This is a genomic window from Mycobacterium sp. 360MFTsu5.1 (assembly GCF_000383495.1).
GTDB classification, from domain to species: Bacteria; Actinomycetota; Actinomycetes; order Mycobacteriales; family Mycobacteriaceae; genus Mycobacterium; species Mycobacterium mucogenicum_B.
This window is the reverse complement of record NZ_KB911466.1, coordinates 91,587-108,700: the sequence shown is the minus strand read 5'-3', so window position 1 is coordinate 108,700 and position 17,114 is coordinate 91,587. Positions and strand designations below refer to the sequence as shown.

Genomic DNA, 17,114 nt, shown 5'->3' with positions numbered 1-17,114 from the left:
GAACGCCGCACAGCGACGCCGGATGCCTGACTGATGATCACGGAAGGAACTTAGCACGCCCACTAAGGTCGGTCATATGCCAGCTGACGAACGCTCCGTACGCGTCGCGGTGGTCACCGGCGCCAGTTCCGGAATCGGCGCCGCCACCGCGAAAACCCTTGCTGCCCTTGGCTTTCATGTCGTCTGCGCGGCCCGCCGCGCCGACCGGATCACCGCACTCGCGGCCGAGATCGGCGGTACCGCGGTTGTGACGGACGTCACCGACCAGGAGTCGGTGGACGCGCTTGCGGCCCAGGTCAGAGGCCTGGGACCGGTTCATGTCCTGATCAACAACGCCGGTGGCGCCAAAGGTCTGGCACCGGTCGCGGAGGCCGATCTGGAGCACTGGGACTGGATGTGGAAGACCAACGTCCTGGGCACCCTGCGGGTGACGCGCGCGCTGCTGCCCGCGCTGATCGATTCGGGTGACGGACTCGTCGTCACCGTCACCTCGATCGCGGCGCTGGAGACGTACGACAACGGCGCCGGGTACATCGCCGCCAAGCACGGCCAGGGCGCGCTGCACCGCACGCTGCGCGGTGAATTGCTGGGAAAACCGGTGCGGCTCACCGAGATTGCGCCCGGTGCTGTGGAGACGGAATTCTCGCTCGTGCGGTTCGACGGCGATGCCGAGCGCGCCGACGCGGTGTATCAGGGCATCACGCCACTGGTCGCCGAAGACGTCGCCGAGGTCATCGGTTTCGTGGCGTCACGGCCGCCGCACGTCGATCTGGACCAGATCGTCATGCGGCCGCGCGACCAGGCGCCCTACAGCCGCTTCAGCCGCCGGCCGCAGTAGTCGTCGGGGCCGGCGCGGTCGAAGTCGACGTCGCCGTCGACACTGACGTCGAGGTCGTCGTCGAGGTGGACGACGACGTCGACGGTGTCGTCGATGACGTGGTGGCCGGACCCGTCGGCGGCGGTGTCGTCGTGGTCGTCGGCGTACCCGAGTACGTCGGTGCGTCGGTCGGGGTGGCCGGCGCACTCTGCGGGATGGACGTCTCCGGCGGCGCGGCATTGGCCGGCGGCAGCGCGGACATCGACACCCAGGTGGCCCAATCGACCGCCCAGTCCCAGATGTCGCCGTCGGCGTACGACAGCTGGATCGATGTGCCCGTCACCTCGACCGGGTCGCCGTAGATGGCGGTCTGGAAGTACTGCTGGGCGTTGTCGGTCGACAGGTTGATACAGCCGTTGGTGACGTTGGTGTTGCCCTGCGCGCCCGAGCTGGCCGGGTTGGCGTGGATGAACTCGCCGTTGTTGGAGATGCGCACGGCCCAGCGTTCGTGGACGTTCGAGTATCCGGCGGCCGGGTTGGACATCCAGAAGTCGGCGTACTTCTCGGTGACGACGTGGGTGCCGCTGCGCGTCACGTTGCGCGGCTTGTCGGCCTCGCCGTAGCTACAGGGGAAGTCGAACAGCACGCCGCCGTCGGTGATCACCTGGATGCGGTGGCTGGTCGCGTCGGCCTTGACCACCTGGCGCCGGCCGATGGTGATCTCCAGCGTGCTGTCCTGCGCGCCGTAGGCGTCGTCGCCGAACGGGACGCCGTACAACTTCGCCGAGACGCTGACCTTGGTGCCGGGCGGGTAGTACTCGCGGGGGCGCCAGTGCATGCGCGCGCCCTCCCGCTCGTCGGGTAGCCAGGCCCAACTGCCCTCGACCGGCGGGTCGGTGACGACCTTGACGTTGCGCTCGACGGAGGCCTTGTCGCTGATCGAGGAGTCGAACTGCAGGATGATCGGCGCCGCCACGCCGACGGTCTGCCCGTCGGCGAGCTGGAACTGGCCGTTGACCTGCTTGGTCGGGTTCACGGTCGTGAACGTCGCGGACACCGGCACGGCCTTGCCGTCCCGGCCGACGACGGAGCCGGAGAACGTGTACGTCGCGCCGAAGCCGAGCGGCTCGGCGGCGTTGAACGACGTGCGGTCCTTGTTGAACACCGCGGCGACGACCTTGCCGTCACCGTTGGTGAGTGTCAGCTTCTGGAACCAGCCGTCTGTGACGTCGACCCCGATGCTGCTGGTCGGCACCACATCGGTGGCGCCATTGGCAGGCCGGTAGGTGACGACGGGCGCCGCGGTCTCTTTGGCAGGGGCCGAAGAGCCAGATCCGTTCGATTTGTCGGAGCACGCGGCGAGCACGCCGGAAGTGCCGACGGCAATCGCGGTCAGCATCTGTCGCCGGTTCACACTCACAGGTTCGAATTTACCTACAGCGAACAGCCGATTAAGCACGGTTCCGGTGTGAGATCTATCCCGAAAGCGGCCTTGACGCCGTCCCGCACGGTCCTGGCCAGCGCTAATACGTCGGCGCTGCCAGCAAAGCCCCGGTTGGTCAGGGCCAGCGCATGCTTGGTCGAGAGCCGGGCCGCAGCGCCGTCACCGGGGTATCCCTTGCCGAAACCGGCCTGTTCCACGAGCCAGCCGGCCGCCAGCTTGACCCCGTTCGGCGCCGGGTAATTGGGCACCGGACCGTCGGTGGCGTCCCGGATGCGTTCGAAGACGTCGTGCGGGACGACCGGGTTGGTGAAGAACGAACCGGCGCTCCAGGTGTCGTGGTCGGACGCGTCGGAGACCATGCCCTTGCCGCGCCGCAGCGCCAGCACCGCCTCGCGGACCTTGACCGCATCGACCCTGGTGCCGGCCTCGGCGCCCAGCCGGGCAGCCAGTTCGCCGTACCGCAGCGGGGCGCTGAGGCCGTCGGGGTTCAGGGTGAACTCCACCTCCAGCACGACGGCGTGGTCGGAGTTCTTCAGCACGCTGTGCCGGTAGCCGAAATCCAGTGTCTCGGGACCGACCCAACTGTCGGTCCCCGTTTCGCGGTCGAACAGCCGGACCCGGCTGATGGTGTCGGCGACCTCGGCCCCGTAGGCGCCGACGTTCTGCACCGGCGTCGCACCGGCCGAGCCCGGGATGCCGGACAGACACTCCAGCCCGCCGAGCCCGTGGGCCAGCGAGGCCACGACGACGTCGTCCCACAGCGCGCCGGCCTCGGCCCGCACCACGTTGCCGTCGATGGTGATCTCGGTGTTCGCCAGCAGGACGACCGTCAAGTCGCGCAGATCGTCGGCCACCAGCACATTCGACCCGCCCGCCAGGACCAGCAGCGGGCCCGGGTGACCCCGCAGCGCGGTGAGCGCCCCGACCACCTTGGCGGTCGTATCGCAGGTGATCAGACGGGCTGCCACCGGTCCGACGCGGAACGAGGTCAGGGGTGCCAGCGGCACGTCATAGTCGACCGCCGCGCCCCCGATATCCGAACTGACCACGGCCGCTAACGGTAGCGTGGCCGATTATGGCCCGCTCTTTCGACATGGTTGCCGAATACCTCGGCACCGTGGCGCAGGTGCACACCGCCTTCTGCAACAAGGACTACTGGCTGGACCGGCTGGCGGAGGGTCGCGCCGACGTGTCGACGCTCGACTCGTTCGCCGAGGACGGCCACGGCGGCACCGACATCATCACCACTCAGACCGTGCGCGCGGCCGGCCTGCCCAGCATCGTCACGCAGTTCCACTTCGGTGACCTCAGCCTGGTGCGCGAAGAGCATTGGGGTCCGCTGACCGACGGGCGGGCCATCGGGACGGTACGCAGCCGCGTCCCCGGCGCACCGGCGACCATCACCGGCAAGGGTGTCCTGACCGCCACGGGCGACGGTGCGCGACTGGACTTCTCGGCGAACGTCGAGGTCCGCATCCCGTTGGTCGGCGGCAAGCTCGAGTCGATGCTGGGCCAGCAGCTCCGGTATCTGATCGAGCTGGAGCAGAAATTCACGAGCGACTGGATCGCCGCCCGCTGGTGAGCCGCCCATAAACTCGGGCCATGAATTCGCCCGTGGGCCAGCCACGGAGTACACCTGTCGGCCAGCCGACGCGCGGCACAACGGGTTACAACCGCCTGCGCCGCAGCGACCGCTGGCTGGTCCACTCGCCGCGGGTGCGGACGCTGCTGCGAACCGCGCCGGATCCCGTGGTCGTCGACCTCGGGTACGGCGCGCTTCCGGTGACCACCGTGGAACTGGCGTCGCGGCTGCGCACGGTCCGGGCCGACGTGCGGGTCGTCGGCCTGGAGATCCACCCGGAACGGGTGCGGCTGGCCCGTGAGCTGGCCGGCGACATCGTCGAATTCGGCCTCGGCGGCTTCGAATTGGCTGGGCACACACCGGTTTTGGTGCGCGCGTTCAACGTCCTGCGCCAGTACGACGTCGCCGACGTGCCCGCCGCGTGGGCGGAGATGACGGGGCGGCTGGCACCGGGCGGGCTGCTGGTCGACGGCACCTGCGACGAGTTGGGACGACGCTGCTGCTGGGTACTGCTCGACGCCGATGGGCCGGTGAGCCTGACCCTGTCGTGCGACCCGTTCGCCATCGAACGGCCCTCCGATCTGGCGGAGCGCCTGCCGAAAGTGCTTATCCACCACAATGTTCCGGGTCAGCCGATCCACCGGCTGCTGCAGGCCGCCGACCGCGCCTGGGCCACCTCGGCAGGGCACGGGGTGTTCGGTCCGCGCGTCCGGTGGCGCGCGATGCTCGACCTGCTGGTGGCCGAGGGCCAGCCGCTGGAGCCGCCGCGGCGCCGGCTGCGGGACGGCGTGCTGACGGTGCCGTGGTCGGCCGTCGCGCCCACGTCGTGACGACGAGCGCATAGGGTTCGCCGTATGCCGTCACCCCGCAGCCGACTGCAATCGCCGGTCGTCCTGGCCTCGGCCGCGGCGGTGATCGTCGTCGCCCTGATCGTCGCGGCCGTCATGAGCAAGCCGCGGCCTGCCCCCACCCCGGCCGAACCCTCGACCACGTCGTCCCCCGTTGCCGCGGCGCCACCCCCGTGCCGGCTCGACACCGTCGTGACCGCGCTGACGCCGCGCCAGAAGCTGGCCCAGCTGCTGATGGTCGGGGTCAAGAACCTGGCCGACGCGCAGGCCGTCGTCCGGGAGCAGGAAGTCGGCGGCATCTTCATCACCAGCTGGACCGACTACTCGATGCTCGGCGCGCCCCTCGCCGCGCTGGCGCAGGAACCGCGGCCGCTGCCGCTGGCCGTCAGCGTCGACGAGGAGGGCGGCCGGGTGCAGCGGCTGAAAGGCCTCATCGGCAGTCAGCCGTCGGCGCGCGAGCTGGTCGCCGCCGGCAAGACCCCCGAGCAGGTTCGGGAGATCGCCCGCCTGCGCGGCCAGGCGATGAAAGAGCTCGGCATCACCATCGACTTCGCGCCCGTCGTCGACATCACGAACGCGGCCGACGGCACCGTCATCGGCGACCGGTCCTGGGGCAACACCGCCGAGGGCGTCACCGCCTACGCCGGCGCGTACGCCGCCGGCCTGCGTGACGCCGGACTGCTGCCGGTGCTCAAGCACTTCCCGGGCCACGGGCATGCGTCCGGCGACTCGCACCAGGGCGGCGTCGTCACGCCGCCGCTGGACCAGCTCGAGACGCTGGACCTGGTCCCCTACCGGTCCTTGACGACGCAGCTGCCCGTCGCCGTGATGGTCGGCCACATGCAGGTGCCCCGCCTCACCGACACCGACCCGGCCAGCCTGTCGAAGGCCGCGTACGACCTGCTGCGGAGCGGCAATTACGGCGGGCGCCCATTCCAGGGCGCCGTCTTCACCGACGACCTGTCCAGCATGGGCGCCATCACGCAGCGCTACAGCGTGCCGGAGGCGGTGCTCAAGGCCCTGCAGGCCGGTGCCGACACCGCGCTGTGGATCACGACCAAAGAGGTGCCCGACGTCCTCGACCGGCTGCAGCAGGCCGTCGACGCCGGTGAACTGACCACCGAACGCGTCGACGACGCCGTGCGGCACATGGCGGTGACCAAGGATCCGTCGCTGGCCTGCGCCCGCTGATTACGCTGGGGCGCATGCGCATCGCACTGGCCCAGATCGGCGCGGGCACCGACCCCGAGGCGAATCTGGCACTGGTCGCCGACCACACGGCGCGCGCCGCCGACGCCGGAGCCGAACTGGTGCTGTTCCCAGAGGCGACGATGTGCCGGTTCGGCGTTTCGCTCGCGCCCGTGGCGCAACCGCTCGACGGTCCCTGGGCGGACGCGGTCCGGGACATCGCCGAACGTGCGGGCGTCACCGTGGTGGCAGGGATGTTCTGTCCGACCGCCGACGGCCGCGTCACCAACACCCTGCTCGCCACCGGCCCGGGCGTCGACGCGCACTACCACAAGATTCATCTGTACGACGCTTTCGGATTCGCCGAATCACACACTGTGGCAAGGGGTTTCGATCCCGTCGTGATCGACGTGCCGACGGCCGACGGCACCGTTCCCGTCGGCCTCACCACGTGTTACGACGTCCGTTTCCCGGAGCTGCACCTCGAGCTCGCCGAACGCGGAGCCAAGCTGCTGACCGTCCACGCGTCGTGGGGGTCGGGCCCGGGCAAGCTCGAGCAGTGGACGCTGCTGGCCCGCGCCCGCGCGCTCGACACCGGCTGCTTCGTCGCCGCCGTCGACCAGCCGTACCCCGGTGACGAGCTCGCGAAGAAGGGTCCGACCGGCAACGGCGGCAGCATTGTGGCCTCCCCCACGGGCGACATCGCGGTGCAGGCGGGGCTCGAACCGGAACTGCTGGTCACGGACGTCGACCTGGCCGCGGTCGAGCGCGCCCGCGAGACCATCGCCGTGCTGCGCAACCGCACCACGATTCCGCGTAAGGCACAATCGCAAGGGTGACTGACCCCTGGGCCCGCCCCGCCAATGAGGACGCTGCACCATCTGCCGAGCCTGCGCAGCAGGCCCCGGAGGCCCCGGGTGCCCAGCCCACCGAGGTGCTGACGGCCACCGAACAACCGGCACCGGCCGCCGATGTGCCGCCCGCCTATGGCGCCGACGCGCCGGCCCCGCCGGCCTATGGCGGCGACGTCCCGCCGACGTCGTACCCGGCGCCGCAGCAGGTGCCCGCCACCGACCCGCCCAAGAAGCGCCGCGGTGTCATGGAGCTGCTGCGCGACCCGATGTCGCTGATCCTGATCATCGTCATCGCGCTCGCGCTGTCGGCGGCCGGCGTCGTCGGCGGCGAGTTCTACGCCCGCAGCCGCGGCAACAGCGTCGTCTCGCAGTCCGTCCAGTGCGTCGTCCAGGACAAGGTCGACGTGCAGTTCGGCGCGACCCCGTTCCTGTGGCAGGTCGCCAACAAGCACTATGACCACATCACGGTGACCACGGCCGGCAACCAACTGCGGTTCGCCAAGGGCATGAAGGCCCAGATCCAGATCGACGACGTCAAGCTCGACAAGACCGCGAAGTCGGCCGGCACCATCGGGGCCCTCGACGCGACCGTCACCTGGTCGGCCGACGGCATCAAGCAGACCATCGCCGACACCGTCCCGGTGCTCGGTGGCCTGGTCTCCGACGTCACCACCGACCCGTCGTCGGGCACCATCGTGCTGGACGCGCCGATGACGCAGATCGTGGCCAAGCCGACGCTGTCCGACGGCACCATCTCGCTCAAGGTGGAGCAGCTGACCGGGCTCGGCTTCCTGCTGCCGCGCGAGTCGATCCAGCCGGCGCTGGATTTGTTCGCGTCACAGCTGACGAAGGACTACCCGATGGGCATCAAGCCGGAAGCCCTGCAGGTGACCGGTACCGGTGTGACCGCGAAGTTCGGCACCAAGAACGCGACGATCCCGCTGGCCCAGCAGGACTCCTGCTTCTCCGGCCTCTGATCCCCCGCTGACCCCAGCGATTTATGCACGATTTTCCGCGGTGACCGCGGAAAATCGTGCACAAATCCCTAGTTGAGGCCGTCGAGGACGGCGCGGGTGCCGGACAGGCCGAGGCGCGTGGCGCCGGCGTCCAGCATGGCCACGGCCGCGGCGGCGTCTCGGATGCCGCCGCTGGCCTTGATCCCCAGCGCCGGGACGGTCTGCGCCATGATCTCCACGGCCTGCACGGACGCGCCGCCTGCCGGGTGGAATCCGGTGGAGGTCTTCACGAAATCGGCGCCGGCGTCGGCGGCCGCACGGCAGACCTCGGCCAGCGTCGGCGCGCCGGCCATGGTCAGCAGCGCCGCGGACTCGACGATCACCTTCAGCACCGCCGTCGGGGCGGCCCCGCGGACCGCGGCGATATCGGCGAACACCGCCGAGATGTCGCCGGCAATGGCGGCGCCGACGTCGATCACCATGTCGACCTCGTCGGCACCGCGCCGGCCGTCGGACCCGACGACCGACAACGCCGCCTCGCGGGCCTTGATCTGCGAATCATGCTTGCCCGACGGGAATCCCACGACGGTGGCGATCTTGACGCGTTCAGGCACCTCGACCGCGCCGAGCATCGACGGTGACACACACACCGCGCACACGCCCAGATCGGCGGCCTCCCAGCACAGGCTCGCCACGTCGGCGGCGGTCGCCTCGGGCTTGAGCAGCGTGTGGTCGACCAGTGCGGCCACCTGCTGGCGGGTCCAACTCATCAGAACGGCTCCTCTGTGCCACCGGGATTGCAACGTGCTCTCACCATCTGGTTGTCGTCGACCACCGGGCGCCACGGCTCGAGGTTCCAGCTGGTCTTGCCGGGCGCGCCCGCCTCGGCGAAATACCAGTGGCACATGAACTGGGCCCGCATCCCGGGGGTGTCGGCGTCAGGCGCCAGGTTCAGGACCTCGGACCAGGCCTCGTCGCCCGACTGCGTGGCGCCCAGGCCGGAGGCGCGCCGACCGGCCGGCGTCGGGTACACCCGCAGGCTCGTCGCACCGTCCCACTGCGTCCACCGGGTGTGGTCGACGTAGGGCGGCGCCGGAACGGGTTCGGTGGGATCAGCTGCGGACAGCGGGGTCGGAGCCAGCGTCAACGCCGCGGCAGCCAGGACCGCGAACCGGAGCGAGCGCACCGATTACCGGGATTTCCCTTGGACCTCAAGGAGTTTGGGCTTCACATCGACCAGGTAGACACCGGTGGCACAGGCGGCGATGGCCGCGCCCACCGGCGGGCCGATGATCCAGCCCAGGACGGCACCGCCCCCCAGGATCGCCAGCCACACCGGCTTGGTCAGTTTGTCGACCGCCGTGTAGGCGTCCGGCCGCTGCATGGCGGCATGCACGAACGCATAAACGGTCGTGGCCAGCACCGCGATCTGCAATGCGAAAAGGACGTAACCCACCAGGCTTCCGAGGTACACGCCCTCAGCCTATGTGGGTTACGTCCCTGACGTCGAACCTGATTACTTCTGGGTGACCTTCTTGGCCGGGGCGGCCTTCTTGGCCGGAGCCTTGGCAGCGGCCTTGGCCGGGGCGGCCTTGGTCGCAGCAGCCTTGGCCGGGGCCTTCTTGGCGGCCGGCGCCTTCTTGGCCGGGGCAGCCTTCTTGGCCGGGGCCTCTTCCTTCTCGGGCAGCTCGACGCCGACCAGCTTGGCGGCGCGCTCGCCGACCGCGCGGGTCTGGCTGGCGACGTTGCCCAGGGCGTCCTGGGTCAGCTCGGTGACCTGCTCGCGCACGTCCTCGACACGCTCACGGACGTCCTCGACGCGCTCGCGGACGCTCTCGATCGACGACTGGGTGCGCAGGCGCTCCAGGGCAGCCTCGCCACGCTCGACCAGCTTGTTGTAGGTGTTCTGGGCGTTCTCGGCGTAGGTCTCGGCGGCCTTGCGCAGCTCTTCGGTGCTGAACTTCTCGCGCAGCTCTTCAACCTGGCCCGGCAGTTCTTCCTGCAGCTTGGTCAGGCGGGCACGGCCCTCTTCGACACGCGCGTTGGCATCGGTGCGGGCCTCTTCGGCACGCTCACGCAGGCTCGCGACGATCTCGTTGACGGTGGCCAGGGCGAGGTCCGCGGCGCCGACGGCGGCGAACAGGGGGGCCTTCAGGTCTTCGATGGTGGGCTGGCTGGTCTCTTTGTTCTCTGCCATGTTCGTTGTTTCCTTTCTCGGGTACTGCGTTGGTCAGTTCGCTACTTGGTGAGTGTCAGTCGTCGTTGTCTGCTCCTCACTGGCGGCTTCCAATTCAGGCTGATCAGGAAGCGGTTTGGACTCGGCATCGTTCTGCTGCCGGAAGGACGTGTAGATGTCGAGCAGCACCTGCTTCTGCCGCTCGGTGATCGAGAGGTCCGCGATGATGGCGTCGCGCACCTCGCCGGCGGCGCTGGGCTCCAGAATTCCGGCCCGCACGTAGAGCACCTCGGCCGAAACCCTGAGCGCCTTGGCGATCTGGTTCAGCACATCGGCCGACGGCTTGCGCAGGCCACGCTCGATCTGGCTCAGGTAGGGGTTGCTGACACCCGCCTTCTCAGCGAGCTGGCGGACGGAGACCTGCGCAGCCTCCCGCTGGGTGCGGATGAAGCTGCCGATGTCCTGGGCTGCATTCGACATGACGGCGGCGATGTCTGCATCCTGCGCCATGTCGTTCCCCTGTCTTCGTCGACCGCTTTTGGTTGGCGGTCCGTACCAAAACAACGGTACGAGGGGGTGCTAACTATTGCAAGCGCTAGCAAGCGCCAGCTAGCACTGTCAGACGAAAAGCTCGGCGATCGTGTATATGACGAGGCCCGCCAACGATCCGACGACGGTGCCGTTGATACGGATGAACTGCAGGTCACGGCCCACATGGAGCTCGATCCGCCGGCTCGCCTCGTCGGCGTCCCAGCGCTCGATGGTCTCGGTGATGATCGCTGTGATCTCCGTCCCATACTGCGCTACAAGGTGTTTTGCGCCCCTGACGAGCCAGTTGTCGACCTTGTCGCGCAGCTCCGCGTCGTCCCGCAGAGACTCCCCGATTCGCACCACCGAATCTGCAATCCGGGTGCGCAAAACTGACGTCGGATCGTCCACCGATTCGAGGATGATGCGCTTGGCGGTACTCCACGCGGTCTCGGCCGCGCGGGCCACCTCGTCGCGCGCCAGGATCTGCTCCTTGATGCGCTCCGCCCGCGCGATGGTGTCCTCGTCGTTCTGCAGATCGTCGGCGAAGTCGAAGAGGAACTTCGTCGCCGACATCCGCAGCTCGTGCTCGGGATTGCGGCGCACCTTGTCGGTGAAGTCCATGAGCTCGCGGTGGATCCGGTCACCCACCAGGTGGTCGACCCAGCGCGGCGACCACGTCGGCGAATCCCGCTCGATGACGCGTTCGATGATCTCGCCGGCGTTGAGCGACCACTGGAACGCCCGGTCGGCCAGCAGCTGCAGCAGCGCCTCCTGCCGCCGCTCCGCCAGCAGGCTCTCCAGCACCCGGCCGATCGGCGGACCCCACTGCGGTTCGGCGATCCGCTTGACGATCATCCGGTCCAGGACGTGCTGGACGTCTTCGTCGCGCAGCAGCTCCACCAGGACGCGCAGCACCGTCGACGCCTCGGCGGCCACCCGCGCCGCATGCTCCGGTTCCGACAGCCACTTGCCCAGCCGGCTGGCGACCTGGGCGTCGCGCAGCTTGGTCTCCACGACCTCCTGCGACATGAAGTTCTCGCGGACGAAGGTTCCCAGGCCCTCGCCCAGCTGGTCCTTCTTGCGCGGGATGATCGCGGTGTGCGGGATCGGGATGCCCAGCGGATGCCGGAACAGCGCCGTGACGGCGAACCAGTCGGCGAGCGCGCCGACCATGCCGGCCTCCGCGGCGGCCCGCACGTAGCCCACCCACGGCCCGGTCCAGCTGTACGCGCCGCCGCGGGACTGCAGCCACGTACACACCGCAAACAACACCGTCGCACCGAGCAGGAAGCTCAGCGCGACCGCTTTCATCCGGCGGAGGTTGCGGCGTCGCTCTTCGTCGGCAGTCCGGTCGGCGCCGGCAAACGACTCCGCGAGGCTGACGTGCGGTTCGAGGGACGCCTGGTGCCTCGGATGAGGTCCAGGTCCCGGCCTGGGTCGGTGTGCCACGCTTCCATCATCCTGTATGCCAGGCATGGTCGCCCCGTATTATTAAGCGGACCTAGCGGAATGGACGTATTGCGACCGTGGCACAGCAAAACGCACCCTCGTCGGCAAAAGCCGACGGGCGTAAACGACGCTGGCACCAACACAAGGTCGATCGCCGCAACGAACTGGTCGACGGCACCCTCGAGGCCGTCCGGCGCCGCGGCAGCAACGTCAGCATGGACGAGATCGCGGCCGAGATCGGCGTGTCGAAGACCGTGCTCTACCGCTACTTCGTCGACAAGAACGATCTCACCACCGCGGTGATGATGCGGTTCGCGCAAACCACGCTGATCCCCAACATGGCGTCGGCGATGTCGTCCAACCTCGACGGTTTCGAACTCACACACGAGATCATCCGCGTGTACGTCGACACCGTCGCCGCCGAACCCGAGATCTATCCGTTCGTCTTCGCCAACAGTTCGGCGAGCAAGAGCAAGGCCATCGCCGACTCCGAACAGATCATCGCGCGGATGCTCGCCGTCGTCCTGCGCCGACGCATGGCACATGCCGGCATGGACACCGGCGGCGTCGAAGCCTTCGCGTTCCACACCGTCGGCGGCGTTCAACTGGCCACCCACTCGTGGATGTCCAATCGCCGGATGACCGCCGAACAACTCATCGACTACCTGACCCTGCTGTCCTGGAGCGCGCTGCGCGGCATCGTCGAGGTGGGCGGATCACTTGCGGAATTCAACGCACAACCGCATCCGTCACCGGCCATCCCGCCGCATCTGATTCACTGATCGCGTGACCTCCGATCTGCCGTCGCTGTGGACCCACGAACCGCACAAGCACCTGGAGTTCAAACCCGGCCTGCGCGTGAGCGACATCGACCCGGACGCAACCCCCGGATTCCGCGGCAAGAAGGCCGACGCCCCCGAGCTGCAGGCCGAACGCAACGCGCGGTTCGCCGAACTGCAAGAGATGCTGTACGCGAACAGCCGCTCCGGGGACACCCGCTCGATCCTGCTGGTGTTGCAGGGCATGGACACCGCCGGCAAGGGCGGCATCGTCAAACATGTTGTGGGAGCGGGTAATCCACAGGGAATTCGATACTCCAGCTTCGGCAAGCCCACCGAGGAAGAGCTGTCGCACCACTACCTGTGGCGGATCCGCAACGCGCTGCCCACCGCCGGGCACATCGGCGTCTTCGACCGGTCCCACTACGAGGACGTGCTGATCGTGCGGGTGCACAACCTCGCGCCGCCGCCGGTATGGGAAGCCCGGTACGACGAGATCAACGCCTTCGAGCGCGAACTCGTCGACGCCGGGACGACGATCATCAAGGTCGCGATGTTCGTTTCCCTCGACGAGCAGAAGAAGCGACTGGCGGAGCGACTCGAACGGCCCGACAAGTACTGGAAGTTCAACCCCGGCGACATCGACGAGCGGCTGTTGTGGCCCAAGTACCAGGAGGCGTACCAGGCGGTGCTGGACCGCACCTCCACCGACTACGCGCCGTGGCACGTCGTGCCCTGCAACCGGAAGTGGTACTCCCGGCTCGCCATCACCGAGCTGCTGATCGAAGCCCTCGAGAGCCTCAAATTGTCCTGGCCCCCAGCCGATTTCGACGTCGAGGCGGAGAAGAAACGGCTGGAGTCCGCCTAGCGCACAAAAAGAGGAGCCCCCCGACCTGGTCGGGGGGCTCCTCTTTTCCGGCTTACTTGACCAGCGTGAACTGGCCGATGTTGGTGATGCCGCGACGGAAGAAGTCGGCGCAACCGGTGAGGTACTTCATGTAGCGGTCGTAGACCTCCTGGCCCTGCAGGGCGATGGCCTCGTCCTTGGCCGCCTCCAGGTTGGCCGCCCACATGTCCAGCGTGCGCGCGTAGTGCGGACGCAGCAGGTGGGTGCGCTCCAGCGTGAAGCCCGAGCCCGCGGCGAGCTGCTCGATGTCCTCGACGGCCGGCAGCTGCCCGCCGGGGAAGATCTCGTCGCCGATGAACTTCATGAACTTCAGGTCGCTGATGGTCAGCTTGATGCCGTTCTCGCGGAAGAACTGCTGGGTGTGCGCGAGGATCGTGTGCAGCAGCATCCGGCCGCCGTTCTCCGGCAGGATGTTGTAGGCCCGCTCGAAGAAGATCGGGTAGCGCTCCTGCTTGAAGGCCTCGAAAGCGCCGATCGAGACGATGCGGTCGACGGGCTCGTCGAACTCCTCCCAACCCTGCATCCGGATCTCGATGCTGCGGTTGGTGTCGATCTTGGCGAGGCGCTCGCGGGCGTACTCCGACTGCGCCTTGCTCAGGGTGATGCCGATGACGTTCACGTCGAACTGGGTGATGGCCCGCTCCAGCGCGCCGCCCCAGCCACAGCCGATGTCGAGCAGGGTCATGCCCGGCTTCAGATCGAGCTTGCCGAGCGCCAGGTCGAACTTGGCGTTCTGCGACTCCTCGAGAGTCATGTCCTCGCGCTCGTAGTAACCGCACGTGTAACCCATGGTGGGGCCGAGCCACAGGGCGAAGAACTCATTCGAGATGTCGTAGATCGACTGCGACTCCTCGTAATGGGGGGTCAAATCGATGTCGGCTTGAGACATATCGGTATCTATCCTTTGCGTTTACGTTCGCCGGGTCGGGCGGCGCGACCGCATGCTGCGGCCAGCTGAAATACCCGTACGTGCGCGCCCTAACGGGCCCAGCGAAAAACAACCCGCACGCAAGGTTAACGAAAATTACTGTCAGGCTCCAACCCGGCGTCTGTCAGTAGGTGTAGAAGCCCTTACCGGACTTCTTGCCGAGCTGGCCTGCCTCGACCATGCGCAGCAGCAACGGCGGCGCCGCGTACAGCGGCTCCTTGTACTCGTCGTACATGGAGTCGGCGATCAGCTTCATGGTGTCCAGGCCCACCAGGTCAGCAAGCTTCAGCGGGCCCATCGGATGCGACAACCCGGCAACGACCGCGGTGTCGATGTCCTCGACAGTGGCGAAGCCCGACTCGGCCATCCGGATGGCAGCCAGCAGGTAGGGAACCAGCAGGAAGTTGACAACGAAGCCCGAGCGATCCGATGCCCGCACGACCTTCTTGCCCAGCACCTCACCGGCGAAAGTCTCGACGCGCGCGGCGGCTTCAGGGGCGGTCGTCACCGAGGAGATGAGCTCGACCAGGGGCAACACGGGCACCGGGTTGAAGAAGTGCAGACCGAGCACCCGGCTCGGGTTCTTGGTCGCGGCGGCGATGCGCATGATCGGGATGGACGACGTGTTCGACGCCAGCACCGCGTCGGGGTCGGTGATGATCTCGTCAAGCTGAGAAAAAACCTTCGCCTTGACGTTGACGTCTTCGACGATGGCCTCGATGACGAGCTGACGGTCGGCCATGTCGGCGAGGTCGTTGGTGAAGCTCAGGCGACCCAGCGCGGCGTCGCGGTCGGCCTCGGACAGCTTGCCCTTCTTGACGGCGTTGTCGAGCGACTTGGTGATCCGCTCCCGGCCGGCGGTGGTCAGCGCCTCGGTCGGCTCGAACGCCAGGACCTGCGCGCCTGCCTTGATACAGACCTCGGCGATGCCGCCGCCCATCTGCCCGGCCCCGATGACCCCGACTCGTTCGATTGCGTTGCTCACCGCTGTCCTCTCCTCGTGATTACTTCTGAAGATATGCGACAGGCCCCGCCCAGTTTCTGAGCGGGGCCTGCCGTATCTAGCTGTCGCGGCCGCGAGGGCTGTGCACGCAATTCACTGCTGATGCGTACCCGGCACTCGCACTCGTTGCCGACTTAGTGGAACTGACCCTCTTCGGTCGAGCCCTTCAGAGCCGCGGTCGAGGTGTTCGGGTCCACGGTGGTGGCGATCTTGTCGAAGTAGCCGGCGCCGACCTCACGCTGGTGCTTGGTGGCGGTGTAGCCACGGGCCTCGGCCGCGAACTCGCGCTCCTGCAGGTCGACGTAGGCGGTCATGCCCTCGCGGGCGTAGCCGTAGGCCAGGTCGAACATGGAGTAGTTGAGGGCGTGGAAGCCGGCCAGGGTGATGAACTGGAACGTGAAGCCCATGGCACCCAGTTCCTTCTGGAACTTGGCGATGGTCGAGTCGTCCAGCGCCTGCTTCCAGTTGAACGACGGGCTGCAGTTGTAGGACAGCAGCTGGTCCGGGAACTCAGCCTTCACGGCCTCGGCGAACTTGCGGGCGACCTCGAGGTCCGGCACACCGGTCTCCATCCAGATCATGTCGGCGTACGGGGCGTAGGCCTTGGCACGCGCGATGCAGGGCTCGATGCCCTTCTGGATGTTGTAGAAGCCCTCGGAGGTGCGCTCACCGGTGACGAACGGCTTGTCGCGGTCGTCCACGTCCGAGGTGATCAGGGTGGCGGCCTCGGCGTCGGTACGCGCGATGACGACGGTGGGGGTGTTGGCGACGTCGGCGGCCAGGCGAGCCGAGGTCAGGGTGCGGATGTGCTGCTGGGTCGGGATCAGCACCTTGCCACCGAGGTGGCCACACTTCTTCTCCGAGGCCAGCTGGTCCTCCCAGTGGGTACCGGCGGCACCCGCGGCGATCATGGCCTTCTGCAGCTCGTAGACGTTCAGCGCGCCACCGAAGCCGGCCTCACCGTCGGCGACGATCGGGACGAGCCAGTTGTCGACGCTCTTGTCACCCTCGACGCGGGCGATCTCGTCGGCGCGCAGCAGGGCGTTGTTGATGCGACGGACGACGGCCGGCACCGAGTTGGCCGGGTACAGGCTCTGGTCCGGGTAGGTGTGGCCCGAGAGGTTCGCGTCACCGGCGACCTGCCAACCGGACAGGTAGATGGCCTTGAGGCCGGCGCGGACCTGCTGCACGGCCATGTTGCCGGTCAGGGCGCCCAGCGCGTTGATGTAGGAGCCGTCGCCCTTGGTGACCGCGTCCCACAGGATCTCGGAGCCACGACGCGCGAGGGTGTGCTCCTCGACGACGCTGCCCTGCAGCTCCTCAACCTGGGCTGCGGTGTAGTCGCGGGTGATGCCCTTCCAGCGGGGGTTGGTGTCCCAGTCCTGCTGAATCTCAGCGGCGGTACGTGGCTTTCCGACGTTGGACATTGTGCTCCTTCGTGAGGCCGCGTCGCCGTGGGCGCCAAGATTCAAGCTGATTGTTAACGCTTCGGCGACTTCGCTTGTGTGCTGTTAACGACGATGACACAGCACATACCCGCAGGTCCAGCGGTTACAAGTGCCAACTTTCGCCAACACTTGTAGCGAAGTTGCGAAGATTGCGAAGTTGCTGGGGTGCTTGACCGGTTCAGAAGCTACCGGACGGTAACCGAT

Annotated in this window: 18 protein-coding genes and 1 pseudogene; 8 read left to right on the top strand and 11 right to left on the bottom strand. The window is 67.8% G+C overall.

Annotated features, from left to right (window positions below; translation table 11 throughout):
* Positions 1 to 76 precede the first annotated feature (76 nt).
* Positions 77 to 838 (top strand): SDR family oxidoreductase, encoded by a 762-nt coding sequence (locus tag H289_RS0112735; RefSeq protein WP_020101181.1) that lies wholly within the window; start codon positions 77 to 79, stop codon positions 836 to 838.
* A 91-nt stretch (positions 839 to 929) separates the two neighbouring features.
* On the opposite strand, the pseudogene H289_RS30435 reads toward H289_RS0112735, so the two are convergent.
* Both H289_RS30435 and H289_RS0112725 read right to left on the bottom strand, forming a co-directional pair.
* Positions 930 to 2,216 (bottom strand): annotated as a pseudogene (locus H289_RS30435) (L,D-transpeptidase); the annotation flags it as partial.
* Positions 2,217 to 2,251: 35 nt separating this feature from the next.
* Positions 2,252 to 3,310, bottom strand: coding sequence for a UDP-N-acetylmuramate dehydrogenase (locus H289_RS0112725; RefSeq protein WP_020101179.1), 1,059 nt, complete (start codon positions 3,308 to 3,310; stop codon positions 2,252 to 2,254).
* 26 nt (positions 3,311 to 3,336) lie between these two features.
* Between H289_RS0112725 and H289_RS0112720 the strand changes: the two genes are divergently transcribed.
* Genes H289_RS0112720 through H289_RS0112700 form a run of 5 tightly spaced genes read left to right on the top strand, consistent with a single transcriptional unit; the run spans position 3,337 to position 7,710 of the window.
* Positions 3,337 to 3,843 carry a DUF2505 domain-containing protein gene (locus tag H289_RS0112720; protein WP_020101178.1) on the top strand — a complete coding sequence of 169 codons (507 nt, stop codon included), beginning with the start codon at positions 3,337 to 3,339 and terminating at the stop codon, positions 3,841 to 3,843.
* Positions 3,844 to 3,863: 20 nt separating this feature from the next.
* Entirely contained in the window at positions 3,864 to 4,673 is an 810-nt protein-coding gene (locus tag H289_RS0112715) for a class I SAM-dependent methyltransferase (RefSeq protein ID WP_020101177.1), read from the top strand.
* Between the two features lie 24 nt (positions 4,674 to 4,697).
* Positions 4,698 to 5,882, top strand: coding sequence for a glycoside hydrolase family 3 N-terminal domain-containing protein (locus tag H289_RS0112710; protein ID WP_020101176.1), 1,185 nt, complete (start codon positions 4,698 to 4,700; stop codon positions 5,880 to 5,882).
* A gap of 14 nt (positions 5,883 to 5,896) precedes the next feature.
* A complete protein-coding gene (locus tag H289_RS0112705; protein ID WP_020101175.1) occupies positions 5,897 to 6,718 on the top strand; it encodes a carbon-nitrogen hydrolase family protein in 822 nt (273 codons plus the stop codon).
* Positions 6,715 to 7,710 carry an LmeA family phospholipid-binding protein gene (locus tag H289_RS0112700; protein ID WP_020101174.1) on the top strand — a complete coding sequence of 332 codons (996 nt, stop codon included), beginning with the start codon at positions 6,715 to 6,717 and terminating at the stop codon, positions 7,708 to 7,710. The genes H289_RS0112705 and H289_RS0112700 overlap by 4 nt, the downstream gene beginning before the upstream one ends.
* Positions 7,711 to 7,778: 68 nt before the next feature.
* Here H289_RS0112700 and deoC read toward each other — a convergent pair whose 3' ends face one another.
* From deoC to H289_RS0112670, 6 genes are all read right to left on the bottom strand, one after another.
* Positions 7,779 to 8,459 carry a deoxyribose-phosphate aldolase gene (deoC, locus tag H289_RS0112695; protein WP_020101173.1) on the bottom strand — a complete coding sequence of 227 codons (681 nt, stop codon included), beginning with the start codon at positions 8,457 to 8,459 and terminating at the stop codon, positions 7,779 to 7,781.
* Entirely contained in the window at positions 8,459 to 8,875 is a 417-nt protein-coding gene (locus H289_RS0112690; RefSeq protein WP_020101172.1) for a DUF2599 domain-containing protein, read from the bottom strand. Before H289_RS0112690 ends, deoC begins: the two co-directional genes overlap by 1 nt.
* Before the next feature lie 3 nt (positions 8,876 to 8,878).
* Positions 8,879 to 9,163 carry a DUF2516 family protein gene (locus tag H289_RS0112685; RefSeq protein WP_020101171.1) on the bottom strand — a complete coding sequence of 95 codons (285 nt, stop codon included), beginning with the start codon at positions 9,161 to 9,163 and terminating at the stop codon, positions 8,879 to 8,881.
* Between the two features lie 42 nt (positions 9,164 to 9,205).
* Positions 9,206 to 9,886: a hypothetical protein gene (locus H289_RS0112680; RefSeq protein WP_020101170.1), complete on the bottom strand. Its 681-nt coding sequence runs from the start codon at positions 9,884 to 9,886 to the stop codon at positions 9,206 to 9,208.
* Positions 9,887 to 9,919: 33 nt separating this feature from the next.
* Positions 9,920 to 10,375 carry a helix-turn-helix transcriptional regulator gene (locus tag H289_RS0112675; RefSeq protein WP_020101169.1) on the bottom strand — a complete coding sequence of 152 codons (456 nt, stop codon included), beginning with the start codon at positions 10,373 to 10,375 and terminating at the stop codon, positions 9,920 to 9,922.
* Positions 10,376 to 10,483: 108 nt separating this feature from the next.
* Positions 10,484 to 11,872, bottom strand: coding sequence for a DUF445 domain-containing protein (locus tag H289_RS0112670; RefSeq protein ID WP_081633397.1), 1,389 nt, complete (start codon positions 11,870 to 11,872; stop codon positions 10,484 to 10,486).
* A 50-nt stretch (positions 11,873 to 11,922) separates the two neighbouring features.
* Between H289_RS0112670 and H289_RS0112665 the strand changes: the two genes are divergently transcribed.
* The gene (locus H289_RS0112665) at positions 11,923 to 12,627 is read left to right on the top strand and encodes a TetR/AcrR family transcriptional regulator (RefSeq protein WP_020101167.1); all 705 of its coding nucleotides are present in this window, start codon (positions 11,923 to 11,925) and stop codon (positions 12,625 to 12,627) included.
* Between the two features lie 4 nt (positions 12,628 to 12,631).
* Entirely contained in the window at positions 12,632 to 13,492 is an 861-nt protein-coding gene (locus H289_RS0112660; protein ID WP_020101166.1) for a polyphosphate kinase 2 family protein, read from the top strand.
* Positions 13,493 to 13,544: 52 nt separating this feature from the next.
* Here the strand turns inward: H289_RS0112660 and H289_RS0112655 are convergent, their stop codons facing one another.
* The 3 genes from H289_RS0112655 to aceA form a co-directional block, all read right to left on the bottom strand.
* Positions 13,545 to 14,420 carry a cyclopropane mycolic acid synthase family methyltransferase gene (locus H289_RS0112655; protein ID WP_020101165.1) on the bottom strand — a complete coding sequence of 292 codons (876 nt, stop codon included), beginning with the start codon at positions 14,418 to 14,420 and terminating at the stop codon, positions 13,545 to 13,547.
* A gap of 163 nt (positions 14,421 to 14,583) precedes the next feature.
* Positions 14,584 to 15,444 carry a 3-hydroxybutyryl-CoA dehydrogenase gene (locus H289_RS0112650; RefSeq protein ID WP_029105154.1) on the bottom strand — a complete coding sequence of 287 codons (861 nt, stop codon included), beginning with the start codon at positions 15,442 to 15,444 and terminating at the stop codon, positions 14,584 to 14,586.
* Between the two features lie 152 nt (positions 15,445 to 15,596).
* Positions 15,597 to 16,889, bottom strand: coding sequence for an isocitrate lyase (aceA, locus tag H289_RS0112645; RefSeq protein WP_020101163.1), 1,293 nt, complete (start codon positions 16,887 to 16,889; stop codon positions 15,597 to 15,599).
* Positions 16,890 to 17,114 lie beyond the last annotated feature (225 nt).

Excerpts from the sequence above, each read along its gene's own strand:
- H289_RS0112735 (WP_020101181.1), top strand. The coding sequence starts at position 77 with ATGCCAGCTGACGAACGCTCCGTACGCGTCGCGGTGGTCACCGGCGCC.
- H289_RS0112720 (WP_020101178.1), top strand. The coding sequence starts at position 3,337 with ATGGCCCGCTCTTTCGACATGGTTGCCGAATACCTCGGCACCGTGGCG.
- H289_RS0112715 (WP_020101177.1), top strand. The coding sequence starts at position 3,864 with ATGAATTCGCCCGTGGGCCAGCCACGGAGTACACCTGTCGGCCAGCCG.
- H289_RS0112710 (WP_020101176.1), top strand. The coding sequence starts at position 4,698 with ATGCCGTCACCCCGCAGCCGACTGCAATCGCCGGTCGTCCTGGCCTCG.
- H289_RS0112705 (WP_020101175.1), top strand. The coding sequence starts at position 5,897 with ATGCGCATCGCACTGGCCCAGATCGGCGCGGGCACCGACCCCGAGGCG.
- deoC (WP_020101173.1), bottom strand. The coding sequence starts at position 8,459 with ATGAGTTGGACCCGCCAGCAGGTGGCCGCACTGGTCGACCACACGCTG.
- H289_RS0112680 (WP_020101170.1), bottom strand. The coding sequence starts at position 9,886 with ATGGCAGAGAACAAAGAGACCAGCCAGCCCACCATCGAAGACCTGAAG.
- H289_RS0112675 (WP_020101169.1), bottom strand. The coding sequence starts at position 10,375 with ATGGCGCAGGATGCAGACATCGCCGCCGTCATGTCGAATGCAGCCCAG.
- H289_RS0112670 (WP_081633397.1), bottom strand. The coding sequence starts at position 11,872 with ATGCCTGGCATACAGGATGATGGAAGCGTGGCACACCGACCCAGGCCG.
- H289_RS0112655 (WP_020101165.1), bottom strand. The coding sequence starts at position 14,420 with ATGTCTCAAGCCGACATCGATTTGACCCCCCATTACGAGGAGTCGCAG.
- aceA (WP_020101163.1), bottom strand. The coding sequence starts at position 16,889 with ATGTCCAACGTCGGAAAGCCACGTACCGCCGCTGAGATTCAGCAGGAC.